Raw genomic sequence first — 14103 nt, forward strand, 5'->3', positions numbered from 1 at the left:
CATAGATAAATCAAGAGGAGGCAATGCCTCCTCTTTTTGTTTTTCGCTATAAAGGCCAAATCGTCATGCCATCTACTGGGATTTCCCGAAGAGCGAACTCATCCAAGCAATATCCAGTGTTACTTGAGGCAAAATAGCTAAGTGGCATCGCCGAGAGGCTTTTTGCGCTAACCTCAGACTTAGCCTTATCTGAAAAGCTAAAGCCCCACATATCAAGATACTCACGCATGTCGCGCTCAGCGACAGTGCTGAATGCAATCAACAACCAGTCGTTGTTGCTGATAGCATTCGCTTCATCGCGGCTGTAACTTGAAAATCCGATATTCTCTCGGTTGGCTAACCACAGTTCCTCACTCTTCCTTACACGATTAAACTCTCGCTCCAGAATGTGCAACCTTCCAAGTAAATGCCAACCATTACTAATCACAGCTTGGCTTTGTGCTTGCATCATTATTTGGATAAAGACACGCGCTCCCCAACTCCAACTTGTTTGATTTTGCGCTGCCATATACGCGTTAGGATCAGCTTGCTGACGACTGGTTTGCAGCAACTCATATTGGCTCTTAAAATCCAAACTCTGGCAAGCCGATACTTTGCCAGTTTCAGCATAGTATTGTGACTTACTGTAATAAGAGTAATAGTTAGTCGTCGAGTGACCTTCCCAGCCAGCAAATCGAAAACGACTCTTTTCAAGCCCATGACCTAGCTCATGTAAGTCACCATGCCCAAGCGGATGAAACGCCCAATAGGCGTCGTAGGGATTTCCTGAACAGCCGTATCCACAGTTTGCTTGATCTGCATTCATATGTTTCACCACATCAATGGTTTCAACTTGCCAACCTTTATTGCCAGCGTAGGTGTGAATATCATCAATTCTGTCGATTCCAGACCCTTGAAACCCTGCTAAAGCATGTGGCAAGTTGTGCACGTACCTTTCCGTCGCCAAAGCCATATCTTCTGGATACGCCCACTCAGAAGCAGAAAGAGACTCAATCATTTTTTCTGACTTGGAGTGCACCTCAAAGCCCGGCGTAACCAACTCAGCCCAATGGAACAGATTCGCGTTTAGCTGCTCAACGAAGGTTTGGTTGTCAGCACGGCTGCGCCAGATAGGATGCTGCGCTATACCGTCAAACTTCAGCATCACCTCCAAATTATTGGTATTGAAATGAACCTGAATTGGCCCTCCATAAGCAGACGTTAAGTGGATGGTTTCTCCTGGCTTTACTTCATAAGCGTAAGACGTGACAAACTTAGGTCGATTATAAGCATTGGTTGAGAACTCATGAGTTGCGCCACTGCGTAAAGTGTTGACCACTATTTTGGTTGTTACCGGCTCACTGTCCAAACGAGTAACCGCAAAGGTCTCACCTGGCAACGCGTATACACCAGCGCTCCGAAAGTTGCGTTTTGACTCTAGCGTCACTGTTTTTGAATTTCGTTGCACGCGTTCATCAAAATGACTGCGGCTAAAGTTACCCATGTCTGGCTGGGCATGGTTAAGCAAACGGCGATTATACTGTGCATAGTCAGCAAAATATGATCTCAGAAACTCCACCCTATCCGTGCTGAGCTTATCCATCGGGAACGCCACTTTACTTCGATAGTAGTCGGCGGTTAAAACCAATAGCTTTTCATACTCATACTGATCGGTGATGAACAACTCCACACCCTGCTCATCTAGCGACTTTAGGTGGTTACGTATACTATTCGCTGGCTGATAAAATTCCTCCATATTCGCTTCACTAGGGCAGGATTTATCATCACAAGCAGAGAGGTCTATGTTGAACGTGTCGTTAGCCAAGCTTTCTAAAAGCGCCTGCTGCAGGAGAACTTCCTCTGGGACATAGTCGATCAATTGGTTTGGCTGCCAATTAGACACACCCAGCTTTCTCCAATAGTTATCGCCGACGTAATTGATATTCAGCAGCTCAAAAATCAAACGCCCCAACTCCGTCATATCACCATTCAAGTGCAAGTAAAAAATCGGGATCTCTAACTGAAGCGCTCTTCGCAATGCCGCTTCGATTACAGGTAAATCTTGTTCATCGGCTAGATGTTGAGAAATAACTAGCACACTTGGAACTGATTCTACGCATGTCATGAGCAAAGCGCCGTCACAACTGCCTGCTTGGTTATAAGACACGGCTTCATTAAACCGTTTATCGAACCACTCTCTGGTCGCTGACTCATCTGGGAAGTAATAAGATTGGTCTAGATGAGCCATTGCAATATGGGTAGACTCACCAACTCCACGCCCATTTAGCCAAACAAAGAGGTTTTCCAGCCACTGTTCCATGTCACTATTCAGTGAAGCAGGTGAGCGAGATGCGGTTCTAAATGGATTACTCCCAAGAATGGCATAGCGCCCCGACTCGCCATACTCACCAGCAATCCCCAATGTCAGTTGCTGATCTTCATAGCCACTCAGCATCGCTTTGTTGGTTTTTAATATCGTGTCATTAAAACCATAACTCGGTGAGATAATCGCTGCGTCATGGCTTGGATCCCAATAAAGTGAGCTCGTATCTGCGTTGATACTACGTTTAATGCGATTAAATTGGCTTTGGTAGCTTTGTATTAACTTTTGGCTATGCTGGGCATACTCATTTGCATCTTCAACTAACAGTGCGTCACCAGATAAAAGAGCGCGTTCAACATTGGTTAACGGCTTAACAATAACGCCACCATCCCCACTGCCGCCATTAGTATCATTACCATCGCCACCTCCGGAACTCCCTCCGGATTCGATTCCCCCGCTGTTAGTATTACCTTGTGCATTACTTTCTCCGTCTCCACCACCACAGGCAGAGAGCAACAAAATTGATGACAAACTAAACGCGATTTTCCAGCTAATACGACTCATATTAAGTAGCTCAAAAAAATTTTCAGGAGTCTAATCGCTAATGGAATCAGGAATATAGTCAGAATTTTCTGGACAACAATATTTTTGAACCGAGCTATCACAATAGAAATAAAAACGGCACCTTTCGGTGCCGTTTAAAGTTAGCTTAGTGGCCTTAAATAGGCTAAGAATCGTTTCTCGGCAAACTTGAAGCAGCCAAGAATGATGAACGTCAGAGCCATATAGAATAGACCAGCAGTTAGGAATGACTCAAATGGAGCATAGTAACGTGAGTTAACTAAGCGAGCTGCACCTGTCAGATCGACGATTGTAACGATGCCGGCAACCGCACTACCGTGCAGCATAAAGATCACTTCATTACTGTAAGCAGGTAAAGCTCGGCGCAGCGCACTTGGCAAAATGATACGTCGATAGGTTTTAAAAGTACTCATGCCGTACGCTTTTGCGGCTTCCACTTCACCTTTTGGTAATCCGTTAATCGCACCGCGAATGATCTCTGCTGTGTAGGCAGAGGTATTTAGTACAAATGCCACTAGCGCACAGAACCACGCATTCTCCCATAAGGTATCTTTAACTGGGAAAAACTGGTCCATACCGTAGTAAATTAAATAAAGTTGAACTAACAGCGGCGTTCCACGGAAGAAGTAAATAAACGCCCAGCTTGGCCCATTGAATAAATAATTCGGACTATTACGAGCAACACCCAAAGGAATAGCCACAACCAAACCAATGATCAGTGCAGCACCAACTAACCACGCAGTGGTCCATAAGCCATCCAAGTAAATCGGCAAGCTTTCGATAATCAAAGAGAAATCCATTTCTTACCTCGCATGAATACTAAATTTGCGCTCTACCATCTTCAGAAAACCTGTCGAGACACTGGTAAAGAATAAGAAAATCAAAGCAACAGCCATGTAGAAGGTAAATGGCATTTTGGTCGAGCCTGCTGCCAATGCACTGACACGAACCATATCCTCTAGACCAATGATAGAGACCAATGCTGTAGTTTTCAGTAACACCAGCCAGTTGTTACCAAAACCAGGTAACGCGTGACGAATCATTTGCGGTAGTAAAATACGGCGGAACGCCAAAAATGAGCTCATGCCATACGCTTTCGCAGCTTCCATTTCACCACGGTCTACCGCCATGATAGCGCCGCGGAATGTTTCTGCCATGTAGGCACCAAAAATAAAACCAATGGTCAAAACACCCGCCACAAACGGGCTCACGTCAATGTAATCCGGTAAATAGGATGTCCACTCATGCTCAGGGTTGCTTGACGCAAACCACTCATTGAGCCATTCATTGATTGAGTAAAGACTGTTATTGAGAAGAATTTGTCCACCAAAGAAGATCAGCATCATCAGAACTAAGTCCGGAATGCCTCGAATAACGGTGGTATAAAGTGTCGCTATCGCTCTTGCCCAACGATAGGGTGCCATTTTTGCGAGTGCACCAAGCATACCTAAAATCATCGCCACCAGCAGTGACAACAATGCAACCTCTATGGTCACAACGGCCCCTTTCAAAATAGAGGCTTCATATCCTTGTAAATCCAGCATAGGTCTGTTCCTAATCCCTAAACTTTAAAAAGGCCGTCAGTCATACTCCTAGGAACAAAAACTGACGGCCATTACTCAACGATTACTGACCGTAAACGTCGTAGTTGAAGTACTTAGCAGCGATGTCTTGATAAACACCTTTCTCACGTAGAGATAGGATTGCCGCATCTAGCTTCTTAGTTAGGTCTTTGTCTTGCTTACGTACTGCGATACCAAAACCTTCACCGAACCATTTAGGGTCAGTCAATGATGGACCAACGAATTCATACGCTTCACCGCCCGCTTTGTTAAGCACGCCTTCTTCAAGTGCAGAAGCGTCACCCAGTACAGCAGCTACACGGCCGTTTGCTAGGTCAAGGTAAGCTTCATCAAAAGAGCCGTAACGTACGATAGACACTTTGTCACCGTAGTTATCTGTTAGGTACTTGTCGTGCGTTGTTGCACGTTGAACCGCAATCTTTTGACCGTCTAGGTTGTCAAAATCTAGGTTAGCGCCTTTCTTAGCGATGAATTTGTTTGGAATAAGCGCGTATTTGCCAGTGAAGTCGATTTTCTTCTTACGCTCTTCAGTAATAGACATAGCCGCGATGATTGCGTCGTACTTACGTGCTAATAGCGAAGGAATGATGCCGTCCCAGTCTTGAGGAACGATCTTACATTTCACTTGCATCTCTTCACACAGAGCATTTGCCATGTCTACGTCGAAGCCTTTCAGAGAACCGTCAGCCTCTGTCCAGCTAAATGGAGGGTAAGCACCTTCAATACCGAAGCGAACTGTTTTCCAATCCTTTGCTTGAGCCGCACCTGTTACTGCTGTAGCTGCTAATGTTGCTGCTAATAACCACTTTTTCATTTCCATACTCCTGATTGTGATTTTTATTTGTGCTTTTGTTGTGTTTGCCGTTAAACGGCGATTAGTAAATTGATGAGATGAACTGCTGTAATCGTTCAGAATCCGGGCTAGTAAATAGTTTAGAAGGGTTTCCTTGTTCTTCAACGAGTCCTTGATGTAAGAACATAACGTGATTAGACACGTCACGAGCAAACGCCATTTCGTGTGTCACAACCAGCATTGTGCGACCTTCTTCTGCCAAATCTCTCATTACTCCGAGAACTTCACCTACCAACTCAGGATCGAGTGCGGAAGTTGGCTCGTCAAACAGCATTACTTCTGGGTCAACAGCTAAAGCTCGTGCAATAGCAGCACGTTGCTGCTGACCACCAGAAAGGTGTCCTGGGTAGTAGTCTTTACGCTCGTATAGACCCACTTTCTTCAACAGCATTTCTGCATTTTCGATGGCTTGCGCTTTTGGTACACCAAGCACATGAATAGGCGCTTCAATAACATTCTCAAGTACGGTCATGTGTGACCATAGATTGAAACCTTGGAACACCATGGCTAAACGCGAGCGAATACGCTGAACTTGTTTTTCATTAGCCGGAACTGCTTCACCTTGGCGATTGTTTTTCATCTGGATTAACTCACCGTTTACCCAAATCTCACCCGCAGTTGGCGTTTCTAGAAGGTTAATACATCTAAGAAAGGTACTTTTACCGGAACCAGATGAACCGATAATAGAGATAACGTCCCCTTTGTGGGCTTCCAATGAGATGCCCTTTAATACTTCATTTTGTCCAAATGTTTTGTGCAGTTCTTTTATGTCCAGCGCTGGTACATCATTCATGCGCTATTGCTCCCTGTCTTTATTATGACCAACCGATTCGAGTCCTGAAAACGATTGGTTGACTGCTGGGTTCCACCCACATTGCGATACAAATTAGCACTACCATGCCAAAGTTGCAACAAATTATTAACCTAGAAAGTTAGGATATACAGTCAATTTATGTGCGTAAAAATGCTTAAAACAGACAAATAAACTTCATTGTGCGCATAAAACTATTCAGCAACACGTTAGGGTTGCCTTATATCTAATTAACAATTTTATAAAAACAAGATCCAACTCACTTAATCGTCTCATATCTAATAACCACACCGATTACCCTTCTGCGTAAGGCGCTAATTTTGCTCAAAACATGAAACTATATTTCATTAAAATCGACGATCGAGCCGCAATAGATTGCCAGTTGTGTAGTTTTCTTTCACAACCTTTCATAAAGTGATCTAAATCAATCACACTTAAGGGTTAGCACGTTAAAATCGCCTCAAAGATAAAAAGCCTCAATAGGTGTATTTTTTGTCTTTTAAATCCTCTAAGCTAAGCTCACTAACACCGTGCTACAGCTAAGGTGACCAGGACTCAATTGCAGGAAGCTAAGCCAGGTTTTATATAGTACGGCCGCATAAAATAATAATCAGGCTGTATATCGAAGAGTTATTAACAATTTTTGAATATGAGGAATCTATGTCAGACGCAGTAAATAAACCGCACTCTGATTCGGATATCGAAAACAAGAGCTATAAAGAGCTGCATCGTCCAGCTTCTGAATTTGAAAGCCGTTCAGATTACCTAGATCACGAACTACAAATCATGAAGCCACGCCGCTTCGGTTTGAACCTTCCTGGTCGTGACTTCCGCTTCGAGCTAGAAGATTTAGTTCCAGCTCTTGCTGGTACTATCGGTATTATCGCAATGTACTCAGCGGTTATGATGTCTTGGGCTGAAGGTCTAACTGCAGCATGGGATCACGTAAACCTAGGTAAAGAGTTCGCCATCGAGGTTGCTCGTGTAGAAATGCTAATCCCTGCGTTACTATTCTGTGTTTTAGCTTCTGGTTTTATCAACCCGAAAGCAAACCTCGCTGGTAACCACGGTCCAATGATTCCCCTTATCGGCACCATCGCTCTAGCGGGTGCACACCCTCTTGCATTGGCAATCCTTATCGGTATATTTGGTCTGCTTTTAAGTTTCCTTAAAGGTGGCTCTAAGCTCGTAAACCTCACCTCGCAAGGTACAGCAGGTGGCTTGCTTATCTTCCTTGGTTTAACCGGCACCATGAGTCAAATAAACTCAATACAAGCTTGGGCAGTGGGTCTTCAATCTGACACTGTAGCTGCTGGTAGCATGGGTTACGTTGGCCTTATCGTACTCGCGGTAACGATCGCTCTATACGCATTCCTTGCGAAAGTAAATAAGCGTTGGCTAGCAATCCCAGTATGTGCGTTCACAGGTCTTGCGATAGCTCTTGTATTAGGTGCAGGTTTTGATATCAAATTTGTAACCGAAACAGGTCTGCCTAACCTAAACCCAGTTTACTGGTGGGGCAGCACTGAAGAAGGTTGGATGCTAGGTCTTCCAAATGCTGAGCACTTTATTGCATCACTGCCATTTGCAATCCTTGCGGTAGCAATGTGGTCGCCAGACTTCCTTGGTCATCGTATCTTCCAAGAACTAAACTACCCTAAAAAGACTGAAAAAGTACTGATGGACGTCGATGACACGATGACTATGTGTTCTATCCGTCAAATGGTTGGTACTGCGGTTGGTGGTGGTAACATTACGTCGTCTTGGGGGACATACATGATCCCTGCAGCAATTGCTAAGCGCCCTATCCCAGGTGGTGCAATTCTTCTTGGTCTTCTGGTAATGATCATCGCAATTCTTGGCTTCCCAATGGACATCGCGGTATGGCCACCAGTAATGCGCGTAGCTCTTCTTGTAGGTGTCTCACTTCCGTTACTTGAAGCGGGCATGCAGATGGTTAAAGACTCTAAAGACTCTCAAGCTGCTGGTATCTGTATTTTTGGCTCTGCAGTTGTTAACCCGGTACTAGCATGGGCGCTAACAATGCTACTTGATAACAACGGCCTGATTGGTGATAAAGAGCGCGCAGCACGTTTATCATTTGTCGACAAAATTGTTATCCCTGTAGGTGTTCTTGTTATCTGTCTAGTTGCGATGCTTGCGGTTGGTATGCTTGAAGGCCAGTACGGCATCCCTGCATTCCTTTAATAGATGTATGTTGAGAGCCAAGATTGGCTCTCAACTTTTTTTGAGTATCAAGCGCTATTTTTAAATTTTTTTTAGCTAGAGGGCGTTTTATTGATTTAGTTTAAGGTTTGCAGAATTTTTTTAGTTTACCCTTGAAACCAAGTTAATAAGACACCATATAAAAAGTAGTGACAATATTTATAGTTTATTGCCCTTTATGTAAGAGTATTTAGAGGCTATACATATTGTTATTCATAAGAGTGTACCGCCCCAGCAATGGGAACTGGCTGGCTCAACAGTTAGTAAGGTACGTGTTTTTTCTACTAAAAAGGTAGGTATGTCATGGCAGAGCAATTTGCTAAAGCTTGGGAAGGTTTTGCTGAAGGTGATTGGCAAAACGAAGTAAACGTTCGCGACTTCATTCAGAAGAACTACACACCATATGAAGGCGACGAGTCTTTCCTAGTTTCTGAAGGTACTGAAGCAACCAATACGCTTTGGGCTAAAGTAATGGAAGGTATCAAGCAGGAAAACGCGACTCACGCACCTGTTGATTTTGATACTTCTGTTATCTCTACCATCACTTCACATGATGCTGGTTACATTAACAAAGATCTGGAAACTATCGTAGGTCTACAAACTGAAGCTCCGCTTAAGCGTGCGATTATGCCTAACGGCGGCGTACGTATGATCGAAGGTTCTTGTAAAGCATACGGCCGTACGCTTGATCCACAAGTTTCTAAAATCTATTCTGAGTACCGTAAAACACACAACCAAGGTGTTTTCGATGTTTATTCTCCAGATATCCTAAAATGTCGTAAGTCTGGTGTTTTGACTGGTCTTCCAGATGCATACGGTCGTGGTCGTATCATCGGTGATTACCGTCGTGTAGCACTATACGGTATTGACTTCCTAATGAAGGACAAAGTTGCTCAGTTCCACTCTACTCAAGAGAAGCTAGAAGCTGGCGACGATCTACAAATGACTATGCAGTTGCGTGAAGAGCTTCAAGAGCAACACCGCGCACTAGGTCAAATTAAAGAAATGGCAGCTTCTTACGGCTTCGACATTTCTGGTCCTGCGACTACTGCACAAGAAGCAATCCAGTGGACTTACTTCGGTTACCTGGCGGCGGTTAAATCTCAAAACGGCGCGGCTATGTCTCTAGGTCGTACTTCGACTTTCCTTGACATCTACGTTGAGCGCGACATCGCAGCTGGCATCATCACTGAAGATCAAGCTCAGGAAATGATCGACCACTTCGTAATGAAGCTACGTATGGTTCGTTTCCTACGTACTCCAGAGTACGATGAACTATTCTCTGGCGACCCTATCTGGGCAACAGAATCTATGGGTGGTATGGGTGTTGACGGTCGTACGCTTGTTACACGTACAAACTTCCGTTTCCTAAACACGCTATACACTATGGGGCCTTCTCCAGAGCCAAACATCACTGTACTTTGGTCTGAACAGCTACCTGACGGCTTCAAGAAGTTCTGTGCGAAGGTATCTATCGATACGTCTTCTATCCAGTACGAAAATGATGACCTAATGCGTCCAGATTTCAACAACGATGACTACGCTATCGCTTGTTGTGTATCTCCAATGGTTATCGGTAAGCACATGCAATTCTTCGGCGCTCGTGCGAACCTAGCGAAAACTCTACTTTACGTTATCAACGGCGGTGTAGACGAAAAACTTAAGATCCAAGTTGGTCCTAAGACTGAAGCAATGACTGATGAAGTTCTGGACTTCGACAAAGTTTGGGCTGGTCTAGACAACTTTATGGATTGGCTAGCTAAGCAATACGTGACGGCGCTAAATGCAATCCACTACTCTCACGATAAGTACAGCTACGAAGCAGCGCTTATGGCTCTACACGACCGTGACGTACGTCGTACAATGGCTTGTGGTATCGCTGGTCTGTCTGTTGCAGCTGACTCTCTATCTGCAATCAAATACGGCACAGTTAAGCCAATCCGTGATGAAGACGGCATTGCGATCGACTTTGACATCGAAGGCGACTACCCGAAATTTGGTAACAACGATGCTCGTGTAGATGACATGGCTTGTGAACTTGTTACTATCTTTATGAACAAGATCCGTAAGCTTAAGACTTACCGCGATGCAATACCTACACAGTCTATCCTTACTATCACTTCAAACGTGGTATACGGTAAGAAGACAGGTACTACACCAGACGGCCGTAAAGCAGGTGCTCCATTTGCTCCAGGTGCAAACCCAATGCACGGTCGCGATGAGAAAGGTGCTGTAGCTTCTCTTACTTCTGTAGGTAAACTACCGTTTGCAGACGCAAAAGATGGTATCTCTTACACCTTCTCTATCGTTCCAAACGCACTAGGTAAAGAAGAAGATTCACAACGTTCTAACCTTGCTGGTCTAATGGATGGCTACTTCCACCATGAGCAAGGCATTGAAGGCGGCCAACACCTGAACGTTAACGTTCTTAACCGTGAAACTCTAGAAGACGCAGTTAAGCACCCTGAGAACTACCCTCAGCTAACAATCCGCGTATCTGGTTACGCAGTACGCTTTAACTCTCTCACTGCAGAGCAGCAAAAAGACGTAATCGCACGTACATTTACTGAGTCTCTATAATCTCAGTTAAATGATTGACTAAAGCCCCGCAAACGCGGGGCTTTATTATTTCTACTTATCAAACTCTCCGTTTTCAGCGATTTCACATACACTTCCGTCAGATGGCCCATTTATTGCTATCATTTGTATCAATTTATCCTGTACTATCATCTCAATTATTTTGTGAAGCGTACCCAAATGAAGTTAAACCACGCACTGCTGCTGCCACTTGTATTGGCCTCTACGGCATCTTTTGCCTCGGAAAAATCAACTATCCAATTTTCGCTTGATAATGATGGCGTTTTTGGCGTTGACCAAGACTATACCAATGGTATTTTTCTCTCCTATACCAGTGGGGCAATCACTCCCTACTCGCTCTTTAGTCCATTGAGTCTTTCATACTGGGGGGGGACGTCATTAGATAAGTTTGAATTCACTTTGGGTCACAAGATGTATACGCCTTCGGAGATCAAAGTGACCGAGCCAATGATCAATGATCGTCCTTATGCGGGCTACTTGCATGGCGAATTCAATTACATCAGTCTGCACCCTCAGCAAGCGCAAAGATTCAATCTAACGATTGGTACAACAGGTGAGAACTCTCTTTCAGAACAGGCACAAAAGCTCGTCCATTCAATCACCAAGTCAGGTGAACCACAGGGTTGGGGCTATCAAGTTAATAGTGGAGTAGTCGGTAGTATTGGCTACTTAAGTCACTTTAACTTGATTCGTCAGCCGGCTGTTGCCAATACAGAGTGGGAAATGTCTAATGAATCTGAGATTAATGTCGGTAACTTCCGCAGTGATGTATCCACTGGTTTAATGTTCCGTTGGGGTGCCGATCTCGGTAGTAGTTTAGGTGCAGCTAACATCGACAACGAGAATCCGTTTAGAGCGGGTATGCTAGGCGCTTCCCAAGGCGGTTGGTTCTTCTTCGCTGGCGCGGAAGCACGCTATCGCTTCAATGATATTACTATCGAAGGTGACCGCCCTGGTGTTGATGAATATGCGATTGCTAATGGCGAAGATCCTAGTATCTATGATGTTGAACTAGAAAATGTTCAAGCGACGGGCGTAACTGGCTTTGCTTGGTACAACCAAATGTTCGGTGCGACATTGACGGCAACTGTAAAAACGCCGGATTACAAAGACGCGCCTGAATCCGTATATGGTACAGGCGCTATCACTTTTTACGCTTTCTTCTAAATCGTAAATTTCTGGCAGTCTTGATTGAGACTGCCGGCTCGCTGCTCTACCGCGCCACTGACGCTCTTCAACTGCGCGTTATTCTCTTCAAGCTCTTTCATCGCCGAGGATATCTGTGTCATGTTATCTGCCATTGACTGACTAGTGGTTGCAAGCTCTTTAATTGAGGTAAAAATGACCTCTGTTTGATGCGATGCTTCATCTGCCTTTTCAGTGATCAGTTTAAGTGCATCCATAGCTTCATGACCTTTCTCTCGGCCTGCGGTCATTGAAGATTCTGACTGCCCAATGTATTGAATCACTTCAGCACTCTCTTTCTTCATGGTTTCTATGGTTCCTGAGATCTCAGTAACAGCATCAACAGTGCGTACTGCAAGGCTACGTACTTCATCGGCAACAACAGCAAAGCCACGCCCCTGCTCCCCTGCTCGTGCCGCTTCAATAGCCGCATTCAAAGCAAGTAAGTTGGTTTGTTCGGCAATTCCGTTAATGATCTCCATGACTGAATCAACTTTTGACGAAGCCTCTTCTAGTTGCTTAATATGCCCAGCTGCTGAGGTCATGATCGCGCTAACTTCTTCCAAGGATCCAATCGCAGAACCAATGATTTTTGCCCCCTCTTCCGCTGCATGCGTTGAAGAGCGGCTGATTTCTGCCACAAATTCAAGTGAGTTAGAGACCTCTTGAGTCGTCACGCTCACCTCTTCAGTTGCCGAAGCAAGTAGTTGAGTTTGGCCTAAAACTTCTGACTGGTGATGAGCAAGCATATCTAACCCTTGATTAAGCTCTGCTGCATTCCCAGAAAGCTCTTGGCCACTGGATTGCACACCCAATACCAACTCACCTAGGTTTTCACAGCTTTGATTAATGCTTGTTGCTAGCTGATTGAACTCATCATTAGGATTTTTTGCCGGCGTCATACGCTGAGATAGGTCACCTTGAGATAGGCTAAGCAGCACTTCTTTGGTTCGACTCAAAGAGCGGGACATAGAAGCACTCTGCATACCAAAGATTGAGATGGTAAACACAGCTAATACCACACAAGCTACCATGATCGACCACATAGTCTGGCTTGACGATTTTTCAGCAACTTGTTGATAGTTGTCACTAATCCCACCTAATTCGGAGGTGATAGTACCAATCAATTGCGTCATTTGATTCTTAGACACTTCAAGCTGTTGTTCGACGACGCCTAGTTGCTGCGATAGCTCCGCAACCCGAGTGAACGTCTGTTTATACTGCTCAATTTCCTTTTCATATAACTCGAGCATGGCGTAGACATTCGACATGCTCTCAAAGCTTCCCATCGCACGATTGAACAGCTTTAAGTTATCTTCGGTAGGTTGCAGTAGATAGTTTTGTTGTGACTTAACCATAGCTTGGAAGTCTGAATTAAGGGTAACCATGCCCGTTTCAACGATCTTTTGTTCTATCACCGTTGCGAGCTGTTTTAACTGCCCCAATTTGCCTTCATCAATATTAAAGCCCATCTCTTGCTTTAACGTCAGCCAGGGCATTACCGCACTGCGAAAGTTCATAACGCTTTCAGTAAGGCTTTGAGCTTGTTGATTTAATCCAACTTTGTTTAGAAACTGAGAGTCCAGCTCAATCGCTTTTACCACCTCCTCAATGACGTTTTTCGTATCCGCGACACGTGAGCCCGTCATCGTATCGAGCTCTCCCCCTAAAGTTAGAATCTCACTTTGGGTTTGATAAATCGACAAGGAGCCCTTAGCAATATCACCACTGCTGTGATATTGATCTTTCATGTGTGACAATCGACTTGAAGTGAAGGTGGCGAGGGAAACAAATCCTATCGTCAAAACAATCAAAAACAGGGTCACTTTTTGTTTTTGAGAGAGCGCAAGCATATCCATAAAAAGTTCCTTTGCATCAACTAGATGTAAAAAACCTTGCCATACTGTTGTAAATTATTGTTATTGTCTTTTATATCGTTGAAACAATTTTATAACATAAATTT

General features: G+C 44.4%; 9 protein-coding genes. 3 read left to right on the top strand and 6 right to left on the bottom strand.

The annotated features are described in order from the left end of the window. Positions 1–46: 46 nt before the first annotated feature. The 5 genes from ACU01J_RS00115 to ACU01J_RS00135 all read right to left on the bottom strand — a co-directional run bounded on the left by ACU01J_RS00115 (position 47) and on the right by ACU01J_RS00135 (position 6113). Positions 47–2866 carry an ImpA family metalloprotease gene (locus tag ACU01J_RS00115; RefSeq protein ID WP_481083882.1) on the bottom strand — a complete coding sequence of 940 codons (2820 nt, stop codon included), beginning with the start codon at positions 2864–2866 and terminating at the stop codon, positions 47–49. A gap of 140 nt (positions 2867–3006) precedes the next feature. After that, a complete protein-coding gene (locus ACU01J_RS00120; protein ID WP_481083883.1) occupies positions 3007–3684 on the bottom strand; it encodes an ABC transporter permease in 678 nt (225 codons plus the stop codon). 3 nt (positions 3685–3687) lie between these two features. Next, positions 3688–4428 carry an ABC transporter permease gene (locus ACU01J_RS00125; RefSeq protein WP_481083884.1) on the bottom strand — a complete coding sequence of 247 codons (741 nt, stop codon included), beginning with the start codon at positions 4426–4428 and terminating at the stop codon, positions 3688–3690. 82 nt (positions 4429–4510) lie between these two features. Next, on the bottom strand, positions 4511–5281 hold the full coding sequence (locus ACU01J_RS00130) for an ABC transporter substrate-binding protein (RefSeq protein WP_481083885.1): 771 nt from the start codon (positions 5279–5281) through the stop codon (positions 4511–4513). A gap of 61 nt (positions 5282–5342) precedes the next feature. After that, positions 5343–6113 carry an ABC transporter ATP-binding protein gene (locus ACU01J_RS00135; protein ID WP_481083886.1) on the bottom strand — a complete coding sequence of 257 codons (771 nt, stop codon included), beginning with the start codon at positions 6111–6113 and terminating at the stop codon, positions 5343–5345. Positions 6114–6791: 678 nt separating this feature from the next. On the opposite strand from ACU01J_RS00135, the gene ACU01J_RS00140 reads away from it, so the two are divergent. The 3 genes from ACU01J_RS00140 to ACU01J_RS00150 all read left to right on the top strand — a co-directional run bounded on the left by ACU01J_RS00140 (position 6792) and on the right by ACU01J_RS00150 (position 12122). Further along, complete coding sequence (locus ACU01J_RS00140; protein WP_481083887.1) at positions 6792–8339, top strand: DUF3360 family protein; 1548 nt, start codon at positions 6792–6794, stop codon at positions 8337–8339. Between the two features lie 321 nt (positions 8340–8660). Further along, the gene (pflB, locus tag ACU01J_RS00145; RefSeq protein WP_481083888.1) at positions 8661–10937 is read left to right on the top strand and encodes a formate C-acetyltransferase; all 2277 of its coding nucleotides are present in this window, start codon (positions 8661–8663) and stop codon (positions 10935–10937) included. Between the two features lie 177 nt (positions 10938–11114). Continuing rightward, on the top strand, positions 11115–12122 hold the full coding sequence (locus ACU01J_RS00150; RefSeq protein WP_481083889.1) for a lipid A deacylase LpxR family protein: 1008 nt from the start codon (positions 11115–11117) through the stop codon (positions 12120–12122). Here the strand turns inward: ACU01J_RS00150 and ACU01J_RS00155 are convergent. Next, the gene (locus tag ACU01J_RS00155; protein ID WP_481083890.1) at positions 12119–13999 is read right to left on the bottom strand and encodes a methyl-accepting chemotaxis protein; all 1881 of its coding nucleotides are present in this window, start codon (positions 13997–13999) and stop codon (positions 12119–12121) included. The genes ACU01J_RS00150 and ACU01J_RS00155 overlap by 4 nt on opposite strands. Between the last annotated feature and the right edge of the window lie 104 nt (positions 14000–14103).

Source organism: Vibrio sp. 2433-A1 (genome assembly GCF_056726085.1).

Excerpts from the sequence above, each read along its gene's own strand:
- ACU01J_RS00115 (WP_481083882.1), bottom strand. The coding sequence starts at position 2,866 with ATGAGTCGTATTAGCTGGAAAATCGCGTTTAGTTTGTCATCAATTTTG.
- ACU01J_RS00120 (WP_481083883.1), bottom strand. The coding sequence starts at position 3,684 with ATGGATTTCTCTTTGATTATCGAAAGCTTGCCGATTTACTTGGATGGC.
- ACU01J_RS00125 (WP_481083884.1), bottom strand. The coding sequence starts at position 4,428 with ATGCTGGATTTACAAGGATATGAAGCCTCTATTTTGAAAGGGGCCGTT.
- ACU01J_RS00130 (WP_481083885.1), bottom strand. The coding sequence starts at position 5,281 with ATGAAAAAGTGGTTATTAGCAGCAACATTAGCAGCTACAGCAGTAACA.
- ACU01J_RS00135 (WP_481083886.1), bottom strand. The coding sequence starts at position 6,113 with ATGAATGATGTACCAGCGCTGGACATAAAAGAACTGCACAAAACATTT.
- ACU01J_RS00140 (WP_481083887.1), top strand. The coding sequence starts at position 6,792 with ATGTCAGACGCAGTAAATAAACCGCACTCTGATTCGGATATCGAAAAC.
- pflB (WP_481083888.1), top strand. The coding sequence starts at position 8,661 with ATGGCAGAGCAATTTGCTAAAGCTTGGGAAGGTTTTGCTGAAGGTGAT.
- ACU01J_RS00150 (WP_481083889.1), top strand. The coding sequence starts at position 11,115 with ATGAAGTTAAACCACGCACTGCTGCTGCCACTTGTATTGGCCTCTACG.
- ACU01J_RS00155 (WP_481083890.1), bottom strand. The coding sequence starts at position 13,999 with ATGGATATGCTTGCGCTCTCTCAAAAACAAAAAGTGACCCTGTTTTTG.